The organism is Paraburkholderia sp. JPY419 (genome assembly GCF_050435705.1).
GTDB classification, from domain to species: Bacteria; Pseudomonadota; Gammaproteobacteria; order Burkholderiales; family Burkholderiaceae; genus Paraburkholderia; species Paraburkholderia youngii.
In genome coordinates, this window is the sequence record NZ_JBNDKV010000004.1 from 2,354,984 (window position 1) to 2,374,930 (window position 19,947).

Below are 19,947 nucleotides of genomic sequence, written 5' to 3' on the forward strand. Positions count from 1 at the left end.
ATGCGGATGCGATGCATGGACTGGATGTCCTGCTGCTGAACGCTGTTGACCGCAACGTAGCGCATGGTCGGGCGGGCCGCAGCTTCGACGATCGCCTCCGCATTGTGGCGGTCCTTCTTCTGGGATTTGACGAACGGTTTGACGAATCGCGGAGCGATGATCTGCACGTGGTGCCCCATTGCAGAGAAGCGGCGAGCCCAGTAGTGCGCACCACCACAAGCCTCCATCACAACTGTTGGAGTCTGCTGCCTGCGGCAGACCATGTCGGGCATCTCTTGGTAACGGTCGGCTGATGCGGCTGACGTGGGTCAGAGACTTGACCACTATCCGTCGCCGCGAAGTGAGTTGACTAGTCGGGTATACGGTGGCCGGGCAGCGGAGGAGTCGAATCTCGCGAGGCCCTCCTCGCAGTTGCAGACAAGTCTGCGTGGTTTGTCGCCTGTTGATTGGAGGCGCGCGGTCATCCTGCCAAATTTTGTCAACGCTAGCTCATAGCGGATACTTCGGTCAATATGCCGCTTCTGGTGGTATATCGGGTGGTATGTCAGTTCTGAAAATTCGGAGAACCCTTGCCAGAAAGGCGATTCCGGGCTTTTTTCAAATCCCGCCCTGGGCACCATTTCGAATCGTTGGTTCGAATCTTCAAGCGCTTCGCGCTTTCTTCAGACAACGGCGGCCCATACCAGACCATCGCGTTGTCTCCGCTACTTCTGCGACTCACTTTCGTCGCGCTTCATCGCTCAGAACTCGTTCCGATAGGCAAATAGCCCGGGAAGTCCGCCGCTCATCACGAATAGAATTTTCTGTCCGGCAGGATACTTGCCGGCACTCACGTTTTCGACGAGACCCGCAAATGCTTTGCCGCTATACACGGGATCGAGCAGCAGACCTTCCGTCGATGCCATCAGCCGAACGGCAGCGCGCATGTTATCGGTTGGAATGCCGTAGCCGGGTCCAAGCTGCGCTTCGTCGATCGAGATCGCGTCATCATTCACGCTTAGGCTTGGGTCGATCAATCGAACCGTCTGATTCGCTTTATCCAGGGTAATCGTGCGCGCATGCCCGGCATTCCCATACACCGTGAATGCCGCAATACGTGACGGGTCCAAGCCCAGCGCAACCAAACCCGCAACCAGTCCCGCATGCATGCCGCCGCTTCCGTTCGGCACCACGATGCGATCGAAAGCCACGTTTTGCGCTTGCGATTGCGCGATGATTTCAGCGGCGCAGTCCGCATAGCCGAGGCAACCGGCCGGGCTCGAACCGCCCAACGGACACACATACACGTTACGACCCTGCGTCTGCAACTCGTTCGCGCGTTCCTCGGCGAATTGCAGTGCGTTGGCCGTGCCGGGAAGATCGTGCACGCGAGCATCGAATAGCGCATCGAGCAGCACGTTGCCGTTCTCCATGTAGTCGTGATCGGAACGGGGCACGGTTCTCGTCAGCACCAGCTCGCATTGAAGTCCGACGCGAGCCGCCGCGGCCGCCGTCAGGCGCGCATGGTTCGATTGGCGTGCGCCGACGGTAATGATGGTGTCCGCGCCACGCGCGAGCGCTTCGCCAATCAGGAATTCGAGCTTGCGCAGCTTGTTGCCGCCGCCACCCAATCCCGTCAGATCTTCTCTTTTGACGTAGATGTCCGCGCCGCCGAGGCGAGCGCTCAGACGCGCAAGGTGCTGAATTGGCGTCGGGCCTTCGAGAAGCGCGTGCCGCGGAAACCTTGATAAATCGAGGCGGTGCGATAAGGCGGAGTTCATGGTCGTGGGCCGGCGAGAGAGTTGAAAGAGACGCTTCTATTCATTTGATTGACGCAAAACTCGCTCTGAGTACTCAATGCGCCAACGTCCGTATTCCAGCCAGCAATTTATCAACTTCGGCGTCAGTGGTTAGATAGCTGACCGATGCGCGCGCGATCTGCGTCAGCCCTCTGATCGTCATATCGAACGGCGTGTACCCGACGCCATTCGAGCCGATCGTGATGCCCTGTGCCGCCAATGCGCGACGCACCGACATGGCGTCGAGTCCGGCGACGTTGAACGACACCAGACCGGATCGTTCGACACCCTGGTCGAGTACGGACACGCCCGGCATCGCGGCCAACCGCTCGCGCAATAGCTGCGCGGTCCGATCGATCCGCGCGCGGATATTGTCGATGCCGATTTCCAGCGCTTCGTCCAATGCATTCGCTAATCCGCAATGCAGTGCAATCGACGCTTCCGATGATTCGAGGCGCGCGGCATCGTCGCGCAGTACCGGCTCGCCGTTGGCGTCGAGCGGCGCGGAATAGGTGTCGACGAAGGCTGGCATCAAGCGGGGCAGAAAATCCCGCCGCACGAATAACAGCCCGGTGCCGCGCGGTCCGCGCAGTGCCTTGCGGCCCACGCCCGCCAGCACGTCGCAGCCGAGTGCGACGACGTCGATCGGCAGTTGTCCGATGGCCTGCGCCGCATCGATGAAATACGGAATGCCGTGACGGCGTGCTATCTGCCCAACCGCGGCAGCCGGATTGATCAGTCCGCCATTGGCCGGTAGCCACGTGAGTGCAATCAGTCGGACCCTGTCGTCGAGCATCGCTTCGAGTGCGCCAGGATCGACCCTGCCGCTGGCATCGGAAGGAATCGTCTCTATCGATGCACCCGCGCGCTGCGCCAGAAGACGCATCGTCGCGAGATTGCCGCCCCATTCGTGCCGCGCAACGAGGATGCGTTGCCCCTCGCGCCACGGACCCAACGCCGCGAAAGCTGCGCCCCAGCCCGGCGAGTTGCCGGTCGTCAGCGCGATCTCGGCGGGCTGAGCGTTCAGCAGTCGCGCGGCGAGCGTGCGGGCCCGCTCGGTTTGATCGCTAGCAGCCGCGCCCGCTTCCATGGGTCCCATCGACGCTTCGCGCAACAGATGCGCGTGAATCGCTTCGAGCGTGGCGGCCGACGGCAGCGACGCGCCCGCATGATTGAAATGCGTGGTACTGAGCACACCGGGTGTGCGGGCACGTAATGCATCGATGACTGCGGGCGACAGCGGAGAAGACATTGGCGGCTCCGAGTGTATGAGTGGAATTCAGGCGTTTTTCAATGTGACAACCGCTTCGACTTCGGCGGCGACTCCCGCCGGAAGCGACGCGACACCAACCGCGCTGCGCGCGTGACGGCCGGCGTCGCCGAAGATTTGCACCATCACGTCCGACGCGCCATTGGCAACCGTGCTCTGCGCACTGAACGCCGGCGTGCTCGCGATGAACACGTTCAGGCGCACGACGCGCGCCACGCGCTCGAGCCGGTCGCCTGTCGCCGCGACGATCTGCGCGACGACACCGAGCGCCGACAGCCGCGCGGCCTGAGCGCCTTCGGCGTCGCTGATATTGTCGCCGAGACGCCCGAGATATGCAGGCTGTCCGTTGTTGCGCGAAATCTGACCAGAAATGTGAAGCAGATTGCCTTCTTGCACGAATGGTACGTAATTGGCAGCGGGTGCGGACGCGGATTCAAGCGTCAGGCCGAGGCTGGCGGCGCGGGAGGTAATCGAGGAGGTCATCGGAAGGGTACCGTTTTAGTGACGGGAAAGCTTCGATGCTATTGATTCGCGCTGCACGCGACCAACGATTTTTCGTGCCTGACGCATGAGCCAAACTAATGCGTTCAGCCGAGCCGGTCCTGCTGCGCCGTTTGCATGATCCAGGAGCGGAATGCGGTCGCGGCGGCGTCGAGCTTGCCCTTGCGGGTGACGAGCCACCAGCCGATGCGCGGATCGTCGAGCACCGTGTCGGGCAACGCAGGCACCAGCGAGCCTTGCGCGAGCTGCTGCGCGATCAGCCGATGGCGGCCCATTGCGATGCCCTGTCCGGCCAGCGCCGCTTCGACGACGATGTTGTAGTCGTGCATTTGCACGCGTTGCGCGTCGCCGAGATCGAGGCGGGCATGACGCGACCATGCTTCCCATTCGAACGAATGCGTCGAGTAAGAAATCAGCAATGGGAAACGCAGCAGGTCCAGTGCTTTGCGCGGACGCTTTCTGCCGGCAAGCAGCGACGGACTGCACACCGGCGAAAGACGCTCGGACATGAGCCTTTGCGAAGCGACACCCGGCCAGCCGCCGCATCCATAGCGAATCGCCACGTCGACTTCGCCGCCCGGCACATCGGCGAGTGCGATGTCGGGCCGCAATTGCAGTTCGATATCCGGATGCGCGAGCGGGAACGTATGCAGACGCGATGCGAGCCAGCGACTCGCGAATGAAGACAGCAGGCCCACGTTCAGCGTTTTGCGTTCGGTGGAGAATGCTCGCACTTCGCTGGTGCCGAGCCGCAGCAGTTCGAAAGCGGCGTGGACTTTCGCATAGTACGCGCGGCCTGTCCCGGTGAGTTCGATCGCTCGCGTTTGGCGCTCGAATAGCGCGATACCCAGATCGGCTTCGAGCTTCTGGATATGGTGGCTGACCGCGCTTTGCGTGACGAACAGTTCTTGCGCCGCGCGGCTGAAACTCAGGTGGCGCGCGGCGGCTTCGAAGGCGCGCAGCGAAAGCAGAGGCGGTAAGGGGCGGGCGGTGCGCATCGAATCGGGCGATAACAGCGTGAGCGAAGTCTGCCGTTATACGCCTGAAGGGACGCAAATAAAACCCTTACCGTCCGGCTTCATTCCTGCCACGCCGCTCCTTCCGGATACCAGTACTTGTCCAATGTTCCTTCCAGCATCTCGATGCTATAGCCCGGCCGTTGCGGCGGCATGTAGTGCCCGTTGCGGATCACCACGGGGTCCACGAAATGCTCGTGCAGATGATCGACATATTCGAGCACGCGATTTTCGAGCGACGCCGACACGCAGATATAGTCGAACAGCGAAATATGCTGCACGTACTCGCACAAGCCGACGCCACCCGCATGCGGGCACACCGGCACACCGAACTTCGCGGCCATCAGCAGTACGACGATCACTTCGTTGAGTCCACCGAGCCGACAACTGTCGATCTGGCAAAAGTCGATGGCTTGCGCCTGCAGCAGTTGCTTGAACATCACGCGATTGTGGCAATGCTCGCCGGTTGCGACGCCAATCGAACCGAGCCGCCGGCGAATCGCCGCGTGACCGAGGATGTCGTCGGGACTGGTTGGCTCCTCGATCCACCACGGGTCGAACTCGGCGAGACGACGCATGTTCGCGATCGCCTCATCGACGTCCCACACCTGGTTGGCGTCCATCATCAGCTTCAAGTTTTCGCCGATCTCTTCGCGCAGAATGCGCGCACGCCGCACGTCTTCTTCCAGGTTGCCACCGACCTTCTGCTTGAAATGCGTCCATCCCTGCGCGACGCCTTCGCGCGCGAGTCGGCGAATCTTGTCGTCGTCGTAACCGAGCCATCCTGCGGATGTCGTATAGGCCGGATAGCCGTGCGCGAGCATTTCCTTTTCTCGCTCGCCTTTGGTCTTCGCATGACGATGCAGCATCGCGAGTGCTTCGTGCGGCGTGATCGCATCGGTCACGTAACGAAAGTCGAGGCAGCGCACGAGTTCTTCCGGACTCATGTCGACCAGCAGCTTCCAGACCGGCTTGCCGACGGATTTCGCCCACAGGTCCCACACAGCGTTGACGACCGCCGCGGTGGCAAGATGAATCGCGCCCTTGTCCGGACCGATCCAGCGTAGTTGGCTATCCGAAGTGAATGCGCGCCAGAAAGCACCCATATTCGCGGCGATATCTTCGAGCTTCTTGCCGACGATCAATGGCGTGAGTGCATTCACGGCAGTCACGCAGATTTCATTGCCGCGGCCAATCGTGAACGTGAGACCGTGGCCGATCAGGTTCGGCGTGTCGGTTTCGAGCGTGACGTAGGTGGCGGAGTAGTCCGGCGCGGCATTCATCGCGTCGGAGCCGTCCAGTGAACGTGAGGTGGGAAACCGGATGTCCCGAACGGACAGCCTTGTGATCGTCGTCATCTGCGCACCCTCCGGGGCTATGGCTATCGGCTTGTCGTCTGCGGACGCAGACGGGATCGGCTACATGCGCACGTTCTCCATGTGCGCGTTCCTGCCGCGTGTACGGGTAAGCCCTTGGTTCCCAGATACCAGGCATCCCTAGGTATTCCCCAGGCATTTGTACGCGTTGACAACACGGCATTCCCTTTCTAGCATGCTAGCATGTTCTCTCGAAATCAAGGCCTCCGTGAACTCGTCAGCCGAACTGGAGAATGCCGCTGGCAATCCTTATGTCGCACTGCAAAAAGTTGGCGGTGGCGAGCGCGGCAGTTTGACCGACGCGGTCGAGGCGGCGTTGCGAGAAGCGATCGTTACGTTGGCGTTGGAACCCGGCATGATGATCGACAAGACGGCCGTGTGCGAACGGATGGGGGTGTCGCGCTTTCCGGTGTCGTCCGCGTTGGCAAGGCTTGCGCATGCGGGTCTCGTCGAGGTATTGCCGCAGCGCGGCACGCGCGTCAAACCGATCGCGCTCGACGACATCCGCCAGCATCTATTCATCCGCAGCGCACTGGAGGTCGAGACGGTGCGCGGCGTGGCGCGAATGCACGACCGGGCCACGCTCGACGCATTGGCCAGCAATCTCGACCAGCAGCGCGCTCTGGCTGGAAGTGGCGAACGTCTGGCGTTTCATGCGCTCGATCTGGCTTTCCATGAAATCCTGCTCGACGCGGTCAACCTGCCGCGCGTGAAGGAAATCGTCGCGGTGTCGCGCAATGCGCTGGACCGCGCGCGGCAATTGCTCGCAAGTCCGGAACGGGTCGTGCATACGCTGGAAGAGCACGAGAGCATCTTCAAGGCTCTTTGCGCCGGCGACGGCGATGCGGCCGCGAAAGCGATGCACGATCATCTCGACCAGGTCGTCGCCGAATTGCACCGGTCCGCAAAAGAGCGGCCCGACCTGTTCGCGCCTTGAATGAAAGCTGCAATGAAAGCCGTTGTCGAGTCGTAAAAAGCTCCACCGTAAAAGCGTTGGTGAAATAGGCAGCCGTCGACAGATCAGCACATGAACCCACTCATTTCCGTCAACAAGCTTTGCAAGAGCTTTCCGGGCGTTAGAGCACTTCATGACGTCCGCTTCGAACTCATGGCCGGCGAGGTCCATGCGCTGATGGGCGAGAACGGCGCCGGCAAGTCGACGCTGATGAAGATTCTTGCCGGCGTCTATACGCGCGATTCCGGCGAAATTCTGTTCGACGGCAAACCCGTCGACTTTCAAGGCCCGCGCGACGCGCAAGCCGTCGGCATCGGCATCATTCATCAGGAACTGCAACTGATGAATCATCTGAGCATCGCGCAGAACATCTTTATCGGCCGAGAGCCGCGCAAGGGTCTGGGTTTGTTCCTCGACGAAGACAAGCTGAATGCGCAGGCACGCGAGATCCTGGCCCGCATGCACGTGAAGCTCGATCCGCGCAAGATAGTCGGCACGCTGACCGTCGCGAGTCAGCAGATGGTCGAGATCGCGAAAGCCCTGTCTTTCGATTCGCGCGTGCTAATCATGGACGAGCCCACCTCCGCACTCAACGATGCCGAGATTGCCGAGTTGTTCCGGATCATCCGTCAATTGAAAGAGCGCGGCGTCGGCGTCGTCTATATCTCGCACAAGATGGACGAGTTGAAGCAGATCACCGATCGCGTCACGGTGATGCGCGACGGCGAGTATGTGGCCACCGTTCCGACCGAGGGCACCAGCGTCCAGACGATCATCGGCATGATGGTCGGGCGCACGCTCAGCGACATCGCGCCGGTGGAGAGCGCGCCGGCGAAAGGCGAACTCGCGCTCGAAGTCAAAAATCTCGTCGCGGGTCCGCTCGTGCGCGACGTCAGTTTCGAATTGCGCAAGGGCGAAATACTCGGCTTCGCCGGCTTGATGGGCGCGGGCCGCACGGAGCTCGCGCGTGCGGTGTTCGGTGCCGATCCGGTCGAATCGGGCGAGATCTTTGTGAAGGGCGTGAAGGCGTCGATCAAAAGGCCCAGTGATGCGGTCAAGCGCGGCATCGGCTATCTGTCGGAAGATCGCAAGCGCTTCGGTCTGGCCACCGGAATGGATGTCGAATCGAACATCGTGATGTCCGATCTCGGCAAGTTCCTGTCGCTCAATATGTTCCTGCGCAGCGGGCAGATTCGCAAAAGAGCGCAGCACTTCATCAAGCTGCTTGCGATTCGCACGCCTTCGGCGACGCAGCAGGTTCGGCTCCTGTCGGGCGGCAATCAGCAAAAGATCGTGATTGCGAAATGGCTCGAGCGCGATTGCGATGTCCTGTTCTTCGACGAACCGACGCGCGGTATCGACGTCGGCGCGAAAAGCGAAATCTACAAGCTGCTGCGCTCGCTGGCGGCGCAAGGCAAGGCGATCGTGATGATCTCCTCCGAGCTGCCCGAAGTTCTGCGCATGAGCGACCGCATCGTCGTGATGTGCGAGGGCCGCATTACCGGCGAGCTGTCCGCCGGCGAAGCGACGCAGGAGCGCATCATGCATCTCGCGACGCAGCGCGAATCCCTGAAAACGGCACAAGCCTGAAGAGGTCTATGACATGACAATGCAAACGGATACCGCGGCGCTGGACAACGAACGGCGCACTTCCGGGCTGAAAGCGCGAATTTTTGCGCCGACCGCCGTGCAAAAGATGCTCGCGTTCGCGAGCCTCATTCTGCTGCTGGTGTTCTTCAGCTTCGCGTCACCGGCCTTCATGCAGATGGACAACATCCTCGGCATTTTGCAGGCGACCGCTGTGAACGGCGTGCTGGCGATCGCGGCCACGTTCGTGATCATCACTGGGGGTATCGATCTGTCGGTTGGTACGTTGATGACGTTCACCGCCGTGATTTGCGGTGTATTTCTCACTTACTGGCATCTGCCGATGTGGATGGGCGTACTCGCGGCACTGGCGACTGGCGCGGTATGCGGCACGATATCGGGCACCTTGACCGCGAAAATGAAGATTCCGCCATTCATCGCGACGCTCGGCATGATGATGCTGCTCAAAGGGCTTTCGCTCGTCGTGTCGGCCGACAAGCCGATCTATTTCACCGATACCGAGAACTTCTACCGTATTTCCCAGGACTCGCTGATCGGCTATTTCCTGCCGAGCGTGCCGATTCCGAATGCGGTACTTATTTTGTTCTTTCTCGCGATCGTCAGTTCCATTACGCTCAATCGCACTGCGCTCGGCCGCTACACATTCGCACTCGGCAGCAATGAAGAAGCGGTACGGCTTTCGGGCGTCAATGTCGATCGCTGGAAGATCGCGATTTACGGCGTGGGCGGCGCGATCTGCGGCATCGCGGGTCTCCTGATCGCGTCGCGGCTCAATTCCGCGCAGCCGGCGCTCGGGCAGGGCTATGAGCTCGATGCGATCGCGGCGGTCGTGATCGGCGGCACGTCGTTGAGCGGCGGTTCGGGCACGATACTCGGCACCATCATCGGCGCTTTCATCATGAGCGTGCTGACCAACGGGCTGCGCATCATGTCGGTCGCGCAGGAGTGGCAGATCGTCGTGACGGGTTTGATCATCATTCTGGCGGTGTATGCGGACATTCTGCGGCGCAGCCGGGGAAGTTGATGTAGGAGCAAGGAAGCAGCAAATAAGCAGGGAACGCAGGAGCAGCAGAGAGAGGGCACGTGAAGGCTCCCTCGAAAGCTCGATAGCGGCTTGATAGCCCAACCATTGGAGGAGGCCCCATGTTGAAGAGAAGACTAATCGGTATCGTGGTCGGTGTCGGTGCGCTCGTTGGCGGAAGCAGTCTCGCATATGCGGATGAACCGTATATTCCGCTTATTTCGAAAGGCTTCCAGCATCAGTTCTGGCAAGCCGTCAAATCGGGTGCCGAGCAGTCCGCGAAAGCGAACAACGTCAGGATCACGTTCGAGGGACCGGAAACCGAAGCGATGGTCGACAAGCAGATCGATATGCTGTCGGCCGCGCTCGCGAAGAAACCGCAGGCGATCGGTATTGCGGCACTCGACAGCAAGGCGGCCATCCCCTTGCTCAAGCGCGCGCAGAACGACAAGATTCAGGTGATCGCATTCGACTCTGGCGTCGACAGCGATATTCCGTTGACGACCTGCGCAACGGACAACCTCGCCGCCGCCGCGCTCGCCGCCGACAAGATGGCCGAGTTCATCGGCAATTCCGGCGAAGTCGGCGTCATCGTGCACGACCAGACCAGCCGCACCGGTGTCGATCGTCGCGACGGTTTCGTCAATCAGATCAAGTCGAAGCATCCGAACATCAAGATCGTGTCCGTGCAATACGGCGCCGGCGATCACCTGAAGTCGGCGGAAATCGCCAAGGCCATGATCCAGGCGAATCCGAACCTGAAGGGCATCTTCGGCGCGAACGAAGGTTCCGCGGATGGCGCAGCGATTGGCATCAAGGAGTCGGGCAAGAAACTCGTGCTGATCGGCTTCGACTCCGGCAAGGAGCAGAAGGACAACATCATGTCGGGCTTGATGGCCGGCGCGATTACGCAGAACCCGGTCGGTATCGGCAAGTGCACGGTCGACTCAGCGGTCAAGGCGCTGCATGGCGAGAAGCTGCCGAAGAAGATCGATACCGGTTTCTACTGGTACGACAAGACCAACATCAACGATCCGAAGATCGTAGCCGTGCTGTACGACTAAGCAAGGCCGGCGGTCGCGACTCGGAAAGCCGGGCACGCGGAAATCGTCAAGGAGGAAGAGCCACGCTCTTCCTCTTTTTTATTGCCTTTGCGCGACATCGGAATGACGCCAACCGAGCGGGGCGCTGCGCCGCAACAACGTGCGCTCCGAAACGCTCGCACCGGGTCGAGTCACTGGGGAGTAGCGGCGGTCCAGTGCTATAAAAGCGCGGCTAATAGTCATTTCACGCCATTGCCCGCATTAATCTGATATTTTATGTTTATGTAATCGTTGCACGAGCCGTCCATTCGCATGCCGATTCGGACCCACCAACCGTCGAATGCGCAGGTCATGGCTTTTACCGAACCGAGGTCTCCATTTTTCAAGTGGCTCGTGTCTTCGGCTCAGAACCTGAGTCCGGACAACCGGCAGATTCTGCTCGCCAACCTGTTTACGCGAACCGCTTCTATCATATTCGCATCGATTTGCGAAATTAGCGTTTGCGCGACTGCGTATTATCTTTATCCGATTCCGCTGTATGCCGCGTGGGGCATTGCGGTCGTCGCATTGCTGATCGTGCGGCTCCTGTTGATCTGGCTATGCCGCACGCGCGCCGCGAAAGGGCTGCCCACACCGACTTCCGCGTTTCTTTTCGCGAGTCTGTTGTGGAGCGCGCTATTCGGCTTCGGCACATTTCTGTGCAATATCAGCGGGAGTCCCACGCTTTTTCTGCTTGGAAACGTTTGCGCGGTCGGTGTAATCGGCGGGTTGGCCGGACGTAATGCGAGCACGCCGCGGCTTGCGTTATTGCAGATCGTATTTATTCTGAGCTTTCTGAGTATCGGCGCGGCGATGTCGCCAGGCAATGGCAAGCTCGTGTTGCTATTTCAGGCACCGTTTTGCGCGGCCGGCTTTTTCACGGTTGCGCTGCGCAGCAATCGCGACACCGTCGCGTTGCTGCTCGCGCGCGAAAACAGTCATCGCCTCGCGCGCCAGGACAGCTTGACCGGTTTGCCGAATCGCGCGCGCATCAGCGAGCTGCTGCTCGAGCGCACCGGCGAGAGTTCGACCGGGCAGGGCGGGGCGTTCGCGGTGCTGCTGATCGACCTCGATGGCTTCAAGGCGATCAACGACAGTCTCGGCCATGCCGCCGGCGACCGGATTCTGCAGGAAGCGGCGACGCGTTTGCGCGACGTGCTGCCAAGCGGCGACCAGGTTGGCCGCCTCGCGGGCGACGAGTTCGTGGCGATTGCGGACGGCGCCGGGCAGCTTCGCGACGTGCGCGTGCTGGCTGATCGCATCGTCAGAACGCTGGCGCGGCCGTTCGTGCTGAGCGAAGCGCTCGTGCATATCGGCGCGAGCGTCGGCATCGCGCTGTACCCCGAACATGCGAATACCGGTCCGCAATTGCTGATCTGCGCCGACCGCGCGCTGTATGGCGTCAAGCGCAGCGGCAAAAGCGCGTTTGCGATTTTCGATGCCGAGAAGCACGTATCCGACGAAAGCCTGAGCCTGCTGCGCAGCGACCTCGAAGGCGCGCTGAAGTCGTTCGATGGTTTGCGCATGGAGTATCAGCCGATCATCGATCTTCACACCGGCGCGGTAGCGGGTCGCGAGGCGCTGATTCGCTGGGCTCATCCGACGCGCGGCGAGTTGTCGCCGTCGGCGTTCATTCCGACCGCCGAGCGCACCGGCCTGATTCTCCTGTTGGGCGAATGGGTGCTGCTGCAATCGTGCATGGCGGCGTCGACGTGGCGCGACAAGGTGATCGTCGCGGTCAACGTATCGCCGGTGCAGTTGCGCGAGGAATCGTTCGCATCGACGGTGACGGCCATACTTCGGAAAACCAGGCTGCCGCCGACGCGGCTCAATCTAGAGGTCACGGAAACGGCACTCCTGAACGACGATGAAGTGACCCGCCGCAATATCACCCGGTTGCGCGCCTTGGGCATCGGGCTGGCGCTCGACGACTTCGGCACCGGCTTTTCGACGATGTCGACGCTGGTGCGCTTCTCGTTCGACAAGCTGAAGATCGACAGCTCGTTCGTGCGCGAGGCCGTGCATGGGCGCGAATCTGCGGCCGTGGTGCGCGGCATCGTCGCACTTGCGCGCGAGATCGGCATGCCGACCACGGCAGAGGGCATCGAAACCCAGGAGCAGCTCAATTTCGTGCGCGTCTGCGGTTGCACGCATGCGCAGGGTTATCTGCTGGGCAAGCCGATGAGCAGCGAAGAAATCGAGCAGTGCGAAGCCGCGCTCGACGCGCGTGTCGCCGACAAGGCCGCGCCCGCGGACTTTTGATAACCGTTACCGACGCGATCGAGGTCGTGATGTCATCTCCGCTGCAATTCCAATTGCGGATCACCGCGTCGGCGGAACTCGCCAACTCGCTGCGCGCGGACCCTTCGTGCGCCGCGCATCCAGCACTTCGCGCCCTTTTGCAAACGCATCACGCAACGCTCAAATGCCAGTTCGATGCATTCGCCGACTACGTGAGCGAAGCGGAAAGAATGGGCGCCGAGAACTACCCGCTTTATCAATGGACGCGGCAGACCATCGAGAACCCGGAGAAGAAAGCGAAATACCTTCAGTCGTTCACGCTCTACGTGAATGGCGACGAGGTGTATGGCAAGGATGTCGCCGATGCGCTCGAAGTCGGCTTGTCGAAGCTGATCGACGCGAACGGCATCGTTCGTGTGTCGAGGTTCGACACGAATCCCGCAAACAATCCACAGCCGCCCGCCCGCATGTGAGGCGGCCAAATAAATTTCACTCTGAAAGCTTCACGGTCAAGCGGCTTAACATTTGACGACACGCGACGAAGTTCGTGAGACGATGCAATTTCACTTATTTTTGTGGGAGTGCGACATGGGACTTCTGGACGAAGTGGGCAAGATCGCCGGCGCGGTCGCCGCCGTTGAAGCCGCGGAGAAAGTCGATCCGCAAGCGGGTCTGCTGACCAAAGGCATCGCCGCTATCGCCGGATTCGAAGGCGCCGGCAAGCTCGAAGAGCTGGTGGAAAAGAAAGAAGAAGAGAAGCAGGACGACGCCGACAACGCTCAAGCCGCGGACGATACGAGTTCGCAAACCTAAGCGGCGCTCACGCGGATTGCCGGATGCATGCGCGTGATCGAATTGCGCGCTGCACCGGCAATTCGTTTTTATGAGCGTTTCGATCTCAATCCCCACCTTCCGCTGTTCTCCCGATGTTTTCATCGGGCTGTCATCGCCGTCCGGCTACGATCGTCCGTCACTTTCCGTCCGCGCTCGCCCGCGGGGCGTTGTTTTGCGCCGGCGTTCTTCCACCCGAACAACCATACCGGACATGTCGAACACAAAAATCGTCAAGACAACGCCTGCCGATGAGCACGGCGCATCGATCGTCTCGCGTCGCGGCTTTCTGAAGTTCGCCGGCGTATCGAGTCTCGCGACGGCGGCGGGCGCGCTCGCATCGACCGCGCGCGGCGCCAATAGCGGCACGCCCGATGGCACGCCCGAGCAGATCCATCTGACCTGGGGCAGCGACCCGACGAGCGAAGTGACCGTGTCGTGGTCGTCGCTCGCGCCGGCGGTCAATCCGCAGGTGCGCATCAGCGGCACCCGTCACGGCGACCACGCGAAACATACGGTGCACGCGGTGCAAAGCACTTACACCGACGGCCTCAACGGCGAGGTGGTGTTCAACTATCACGCGCGCCTGCGCGAGCTGAAGGCCGACACGACCTATCAGTACGAAGTGACGGCCGATAACGACAGCAACGCATCGCAACCCTTCGCCGCGAGTTTTCGCACCGCGCCGCGCGGCCGCGCGCCGTTTCGCTTCACGAGCTACGGCGATCTCGCGACGCCCAATACCAACTGGGTGCTGTCGTCGCCGCAAAGCCGCTTCGCGGTGGCAGCCGTCGAGAGCTTCCAGCCGCTGTTCCATCTGCTGAACGGCGACCTCTGCTATGCGAATCTGAACCCGATGCAGCAACCCGAGGTGTGGCGCGACTTCGGCAACAACGCGCAGACCTCGGCGGCGAACCGGCCGTGGATGCCGTGTCCCGGCAATCACGAGCTCGAATTCAACAACGGCGAGCAGGGGCTTGCGTCGTATCTGTCGCGCTACATGCTGCCGGACAATCACACGCGTTTTCCGGGCCGCTGGTACAGCTTCCGGGTCGGCTCGGTGCTGTTCGTTTCGCTCGATGCGGACGACGTCGTCTATCAGGATGCCGCCGCGTTCGTCGCCGGGCCCGCGCCGTTGACGCCGGTCGCGAGTACCGGCAATCCGCCGATTCCAGCGGGCACGTCGCTGTATGTGCGCGGCTATAGCAATGGCGAGCAGACGCGCTGGCTAGAGAAAGTGCTGCAGCATGCATCGCACGATAACGACGTGGACTGGATCATCGTGCAGATGCATCAGGACGCGCTCAGTTCGTCGAAGACCGGCAACGGTTCCGACAAGGGCATTCGCGAAGCGTGGCTGCCGCTGTTCGATCGCTATGGCGTGGACCTCGTGCTGTGCGGTCACGATCACGACTACGAGCGCAGCTATCCGGTGCGCGGTTGCAATCACAACCGGGGCACCGACATCGCGACGGGGCGCCCGGTCGATACGTTGCAGCCCAAGCCGCTCATGTCGGCGGTATCGGCGGGTGCATCGACGTTCGATACGAGTCACGGCACGATCCACCTGATTCTCGGCGGCGGCGGCACGAGCGCGCCGCTCGACGTGTATGGCGTCGATGCCGGCACGGGCCTGCCGCAGGCGCGCATCTTCACGAAGCCGAATCGCCCGGTGCCGGCGACGACCGCGGGCGCGTTCGTGCGCGCGAGCGCCGACGCGGTCGAAGACGCGATCTGGTCCGCGCAACGCGACACTGGCACCGGCTACGGCATCGCGGTGTTCGACTACGATCCGGGACAGCCCGGCGGCGACACGACGATCACGATGAACTACTACCATGCGCCTGGCGCGGATCAGACGCCGACACCGGAATATGCGCTGTTCGAGACGATCGAATTGAAGAAGAAGCGGCGCGGGTAGAGGAGTAGATTCAGACCGCTAACCGGCATTCGCGCCAGGGGCCGCTCACCACGAGCGGCCCTTGTTTTTCGCGGTTACCGCAAAAAACAATACCCCATTCATTTTGTTACACGTCTTACCGGGATGGACTGTCGCAGTTACAAAGGCCTTTCGCAAGCCCCGCTATACTCGGCGCCGTCTCACTAAAACAAAGACCCGATATGTCCAAGAAGATCACCCAGATGGTTGCCGTGGCTGCATTGAGCGCCGCGGCGTCGTTGCCGGCCCTCGCCGGTGATATGAACAACATGCTCGGCGGCGCGCTCGGTGGCGTGGCCGGCGCGGCAGTCGGCGGCGCGGTGGGTGGCAGCACCGGCGCAGTGATCGGTGGCGCGGTGGGCGGTGGTGCGGGCGGCGCGGTCACGTCGAATCGTCGCGAACGTACCGGCGCGATCATCGGCGGCGCGCTCGGTGGCGGCGCAGGCACCGCGGCCGGCAACGCAATGGGCGGCCGCACTGGCGGCCTCGTCGGCGCGGCGCTGGGCGGCGGCGCGGGTTCGGCGCTCGGCGGCAACATCTCGCGCTCGAACTCGTACGCCGACGACTACTCGCGCGACTACCATTCGGGCAAGCGCCATCACAAGCATCGTCACTACGACTGAGATGGCTTGACATCGACGGGGCTGGTCCGCGTGCGCATCACAGGCGAACGCGGCGGCCCTCGTCCATCACGCATGCAAGACCAGTTTCTGAATGCGCCAGTTCAGCAACTCGGCAACGAATAAGACGTTTTCCGAAGGGCACGCCATCTCGTGAATCCAGCCGAACTGTTTCGGCTGTTTGCCGGCTTTGCCGAGTACGCCGAGCATTTTGCCATCGAGCGTCATCTTGTAGATACGGCCCGGAAACGCGTCGGCGCTATAGAGCACCTGATTCGGTCCCGGCGAAATGCAGATCGCCCAGGGTGAGCCCGGCGCGAACGTGCCCGCGGCGAGTTCCGCTTCGCTCGGCATGTTGCCGATCGCGGGACGCGCGTCCGGCGGCACCGGTACGTCGATCGTGAACTGCCGCAGGAACGTACCCTCGGTATCGAACACCTGGATGCGCCGGTTGCTCCGATCGGCCACGTACACGTGGTCGTGCGCATCGACTGCGATGCTATGCGGCGTGTGGAACTGCCCCGGTCCCGTGCCGCGATCACCCCATGACTTCAGCCAGTTGCCGTCGCGATCGACCTTCGCGACGCGCGAGTTGATGTATCCGTCGCTGATATAGGTGTTGCCCGCCTTGTCCCATGCGACGTCGGTCACCTGGCGAAAGCGTCCGGGTTCGGACGGCAGCGGCGGATTCGGATGCTTGAGCGGCGCGGTCTCTTCGTCCGATGCTTCCTGCTTGCGGCCGAACACCATCGCGACGCGTCCTTCCGGCGTGAACTTGATCACCATGTCCGAGCCCTTGTCGGTGACCCAGACGTTGTCATGCCGGTCCACCTTCACCGTGTGCGCGAACGACCACGCATACAGGTTGTGGCCAATCTCACGCACGAAGCGTCCATCGGGCGCGAACTCGAGCAGTTGCGCGGCCGCCGCGCCATACGCGGGGCCGGTGGTGTTGCCGCGCGACAGCACGAAGATATGGCCACGCGAATTGAGCGCGACGCCCGAGCATTCGCCGAAGTACGTGTCGTTCGGCAAACGTACGGGGTTGGCAATCGAGTCATAAGCAATCGTGCGCACGTCGGGTGCGTCCGCGGCGAACGCGGACGGCATCGCGAGTCCGGCGGCGCTGCCCGCAAGCAGGCTCATGAAAGTCCGGCGGCTCATCGCCCGATGGTCGGGACTGCCGCAGCATGCACAAAACGACTCGTATCGCTCGATCATTCGTTGTCTCCTTTGATCCATCGCTTGAAGTGTGCAAAGGCAAGCCTAGTGCACAAAACGCTTGATAGCTAAGTCGTTTTGCGATGCTGGAAGGGACATTTCCCGTTATGCGCGTCACATGCTCTTTCGCGACCGGCTGACAGTCAGATGGAATGTGCGGTGACGGCAGGGCATCGCGAGCCAGCCCGCTTTGCTACCATGCAAGACAGCGACCGCCATGGTCCGCTTTCATCCGCGTTGGTCCATCACACAAGGAGATTCGAATGAGCAAAGGTTATTGGGTGACGTCGTACCGCAAGACGAACGATCCGCAGAAACTGGCCGCGTACGCGCAACTCGCCCCGGCCGCGGTGGCGGCGGCAGGCGGCAAGTTCATCGTGCGAGGCGTGGCGGACGAGGCGCGCGAGCAGGGCCTCAAGGAGCGCACGGTCGTGATCGAATTCCCGACCTACGAGGCGGCCGTCGCCGCTTACGAAAGCGACGAGTACAAGAAGGCGCTGGCCGCATTGGGCGATGGCGTGGAGCGCGATCTGCGCATCGTGCGCGGCGCCGACTAACGCGAGCGGCATGCCTACACTGCGCGGCGCTCGCCGCGCAGCCGCTTACTTCACCGCGCCGAGCGCGAGCCCCTTCACCATATAACGCTGCAACCACGCAAACACGATCGAAACCGGCAGCGTCGCGCCCAAGGTCGCGGCCATCACCAGATGCCATTCGACCACGTACTTGCCCGCCACCATATCGGTCACTTGCACGGTCAGCGTCTTGTTTTCCGGCGAACGGATCAACGTATAGACCACCGCGAACTCGTTCCACGCATTGATGAACGTGAAGATCGCAGTTACGACGATCGCCGGCACCGCGAGCGGCAGAAACACCTTGAACACCGCGCGCGTACGGCTGCAGCCTTCGAGCCACGCGGATTCCTCGAGATCCTGCGGCACGGTCTGAAAGTACGACGACAGCATCCACACCGCGAACGCGATATTGAACGCCGCGTATGACACGATCACGCCGATCCTCGAATCGACCAGGTTGCCGTCGCCCCACGGAATCATCGCCGCGAGCCGGAACAGGCCGACCACCAGCAGGATCGGCGACAGCATCTGCGTGACGAGCAGGAACTGCCTGTACAGACCGCGTCCGCGAAACGGAAAGCGCGCGAGCGCGTAAGCGGCGGGCAGGCTCACCGCGAGTGCGAGCGCGGTGGACAGGCAACTGATGATCGCGCTGTTGCGCAGCGCGACGCCGAAGTTGGCCGCGTCCCACATGTCGACGAAATTGCGCCACTGCCACTGCACCGGCAGCCAGCGCGCCGGATAGACGAAGATCTCCGACGCGGGCTTGACCGAGGTGAAGAACATCACCGCGAACGGAAACAGTATGACGATCACGAGCGGCGTCAGCGCGATCCAGCACCACAGCGAGCGTTTGGTCTTCGCGCTCAGACTCATGACGGCACTCCTTCTTTCGTGCGTTGCAGACGCAGATAAGCGATCGAGAACGCGAACAGCATGACGAGCATGATCAGCGAAACGGCGGCCGCTTCGCCGGGGCGTCCGAGCCGGAAGCCGAGTTCGTACAGATAGGTGACGAGGATGTGCGTGCTGTTGTCGGGCCCGCCTTGCGTCATCACCCAGATGATCGGAAACGAGTTGAACACGTAGATCACGTTCAGCAGAATCGCCATGTTGATGAACGGGCGCAGCAGCGGCATCGTCAATTGACGGAACTGCTGCCACGCGCTCGCGCCGTCGATCCGCGCAGCTTCGTAGATATCGCTCGGCACCGAAGACAGGCCGCCAAGAAAAATCGTCACCGTGAACGGAATCGACACCAGAATGCCGACCGCGATTTCGACGGGGAACGCGAACTCGGGCGTCGCGAGCCAGTGAATCGGGCCGCTGATCAGGCCGAGCCGCTGCAGCGTCACGTTGACCATGCCATAGTCGTCGTTGAAGGCCCAGCGCCAGACGACGGCGGTCATCGTCAGCGACACGGACCACGGCAGCATCACGATAGTGCGCGCGACACCGCGGCCGTGGAAGTCCTGATTCAGAATCAGTGCGACAGGTACCGAGATCAGCACCGTGCCACCCACCACGCACACGGTCCAGATGATCGTGCGGCGTACCGAAGCGAGAAACACCGGGTCCTGGAATACGTTGATGAAATTTTGCGCGCCGGTGAAGTCGCGAATCGCGCCGAAGCGCGACACCTCATGCAGCGATTGCCACACGATGTTGAAAATCGGATAGCTGATGATGAACAGCGCCAGCACGAGGCTAGGCGCAATCAGCAACCAGGGCGCCTGCGCGCGCGGAGAAACGGAGCGGCTCATGCGTGCTCGATCGTAAGACGCGCCCGCTTTCTGGCGGCGGGCGCGACGGAATGGGCCGGTGGGTGCGTCGTGCTGCATAGGCTCGAATATTGGGGGTGTGCGCAACGCGCGGCGCTTCAGCTACGGCGCCGCGCGTCCCCTGTTCGT

19 protein-coding genes and 1 pseudogene are annotated in these 19,947 nt (G+C 61.7%); 11 read left to right on the forward strand and 9 right to left on the reverse strand.

The genetic code is table 11. From position 1 onward, the window contains the following. Positions 1-2: 2 nt before the first annotated feature. From QFZ91_RS39255 to QFZ91_RS39280, 6 genes and pseudogenes are all read right to left on the reverse strand, one after another. Positions 3-233, reverse strand: a pseudogene (locus tag QFZ91_RS39255) (IS110 family transposase); the annotation flags it as partial. 507 nt (positions 234-740) lie between these two features. Beyond that, entirely contained in the window at positions 741-1,760 is a 1,020-nt protein-coding gene (locus QFZ91_RS39260) for a D-cysteine desulfhydrase family protein (RefSeq protein WP_368715631.1), read from the reverse strand. Positions 1,761-1,833: 73 nt separating this feature from the next. Then, positions 1,834-3,030: an aminotransferase class V-fold PLP-dependent enzyme gene (locus QFZ91_RS39265; RefSeq protein WP_429570585.1), complete on the reverse strand. Its 1,197-nt coding sequence runs from the start codon at positions 3,028-3,030 to the stop codon at positions 1,834-1,836. A 27-nt stretch (positions 3,031-3,057) separates the two neighbouring features. Then, positions 3,058-3,531, reverse strand: a complete 474-nt coding sequence (locus QFZ91_RS39270; protein WP_429570586.1) for a RidA family protein — start codon at positions 3,529-3,531, stop codon at positions 3,058-3,060. A 104-nt stretch (positions 3,532-3,635) separates the two neighbouring features. Continuing rightward, positions 3,636-4,547: a transcriptional regulator GcvA gene (gene gcvA, locus QFZ91_RS39275; RefSeq protein WP_429570587.1), complete on the reverse strand. Its 912-nt coding sequence runs from the start codon at positions 4,545-4,547 to the stop codon at positions 3,636-3,638. An 80-nt stretch (positions 4,548-4,627) separates the two neighbouring features. Beyond that, the gene (locus QFZ91_RS39280; RefSeq protein WP_429570588.1) at positions 4,628-5,923 is read right to left on the reverse strand and encodes an L-fuconate dehydratase; all 1,296 of its coding nucleotides are present in this window, start codon (positions 5,921-5,923) and stop codon (positions 4,628-4,630) included. Positions 5,924-6,116: 193 nt separating this feature from the next. Here QFZ91_RS39280 and QFZ91_RS39285 point away from each other — a divergent pair, with 193 nt between their 5' ends. The 10 genes from QFZ91_RS39285 to QFZ91_RS39330 all read left to right on the forward strand — a co-directional run bounded on the left by QFZ91_RS39285 (position 6,117) and on the right by QFZ91_RS39330 (position 16,241). Continuing rightward, entirely contained in the window at positions 6,117-6,878 is a 762-nt protein-coding gene (locus tag QFZ91_RS39285) for a GntR family transcriptional regulator (protein WP_429570589.1), read from the forward strand. Between the two features lie 90 nt (positions 6,879-6,968). Continuing rightward, entirely contained in the window at positions 6,969-8,486 is a 1,518-nt protein-coding gene (locus QFZ91_RS39290) for a sugar ABC transporter ATP-binding protein (protein ID WP_368715634.1), read from the forward strand. Positions 8,487-8,499: 13 nt separating this feature from the next. Continuing rightward, on the forward strand, positions 8,500-9,528 hold the full coding sequence (locus tag QFZ91_RS39295) for an ABC transporter permease (RefSeq protein WP_013092574.1): 1,029 nt from the start codon (positions 8,500-8,502) through the stop codon (positions 9,526-9,528). Between the two features lie 119 nt (positions 9,529-9,647). Continuing rightward, entirely contained in the window at positions 9,648-10,589 is a 942-nt protein-coding gene (locus tag QFZ91_RS39300) for an ABC transporter substrate-binding protein (RefSeq protein WP_176382976.1), read from the forward strand. A gap of 330 nt (positions 10,590-10,919) precedes the next feature. Beyond that, positions 10,920-12,869: a putative bifunctional diguanylate cyclase/phosphodiesterase gene (locus QFZ91_RS39305; RefSeq protein ID WP_368715635.1), complete on the forward strand. Its 1,950-nt coding sequence runs from the start codon at positions 10,920-10,922 to the stop codon at positions 12,867-12,869. A gap of 29 nt (positions 12,870-12,898) precedes the next feature. After that, positions 12,899-13,321: a hypothetical protein gene (locus QFZ91_RS39310; protein ID WP_176382971.1), complete on the forward strand. Its 423-nt coding sequence runs from the start codon at positions 12,899-12,901 to the stop codon at positions 13,319-13,321. Between the two features lie 115 nt (positions 13,322-13,436). Continuing rightward, complete coding sequence (locus QFZ91_RS39315; RefSeq protein ID WP_176121057.1) at positions 13,437-13,661, forward strand: hypothetical protein; 225 nt, start codon at positions 13,437-13,439, stop codon at positions 13,659-13,661. A 27-nt stretch (positions 13,662-13,688) separates the two neighbouring features. Further along, entirely contained in the window at positions 13,689-13,934 is a 246-nt protein-coding gene (locus tag QFZ91_RS39320; protein WP_176382969.1) for a hypothetical protein, read from the forward strand. Next, positions 13,894-15,600 carry a purple acid phosphatase family protein gene (locus QFZ91_RS39325; protein WP_429570590.1) on the forward strand — a complete coding sequence of 569 codons (1,707 nt, stop codon included), beginning with the start codon at positions 13,894-13,896 and terminating at the stop codon, positions 15,598-15,600. The genes QFZ91_RS39320 and QFZ91_RS39325 overlap by 41 nt, the downstream gene beginning before the upstream one ends. A 200-nt stretch (positions 15,601-15,800) precedes the next feature. Further along, entirely contained in the window at positions 15,801-16,241 is a 441-nt protein-coding gene (locus QFZ91_RS39330; protein ID WP_176382965.1) for a hypothetical protein, read from the forward strand. Between the two features lie 66 nt (positions 16,242-16,307). Here the strand turns inward: QFZ91_RS39330 and QFZ91_RS39335 are convergent, their stop codons facing one another. Further along, complete coding sequence (locus QFZ91_RS39335; protein WP_429570591.1) at positions 16,308-17,459, reverse strand: peptidyl-alpha-hydroxyglycine alpha-amidating lyase family protein; 1,152 nt, start codon at positions 17,457-17,459, stop codon at positions 16,308-16,310. 263 nt (positions 17,460-17,722) lie between these two features. Here QFZ91_RS39335 and QFZ91_RS39340 point away from each other — a divergent pair, with 263 nt between their 5' ends. Further along, positions 17,723-18,016, forward strand: a complete 294-nt coding sequence (locus QFZ91_RS39340) for a DUF1330 domain-containing protein (protein WP_176106837.1) — start codon at positions 17,723-17,725, stop codon at positions 18,014-18,016. 45 nt (positions 18,017-18,061) lie between these two features. Here the strand turns inward: QFZ91_RS39340 and QFZ91_RS39345 are convergent, their stop codons facing one another. Together QFZ91_RS39345 and QFZ91_RS39350 are read right to left on the reverse strand one after the other, a co-directional pair. Further along, positions 18,062-18,913, reverse strand: coding sequence for a carbohydrate ABC transporter permease (locus QFZ91_RS39345; RefSeq protein WP_176106836.1), 852 nt, complete (start codon positions 18,911-18,913; stop codon positions 18,062-18,064). Further along, positions 18,910-19,800: a carbohydrate ABC transporter permease gene (locus tag QFZ91_RS39350; RefSeq protein WP_429570592.1), complete on the reverse strand. Its 891-nt coding sequence runs from the start codon at positions 19,798-19,800 to the stop codon at positions 18,910-18,912. The genes QFZ91_RS39345 and QFZ91_RS39350 overlap by 4 nt, the downstream gene beginning before the upstream one ends. Positions 19,801-19,947 lie beyond the last annotated feature (147 nt).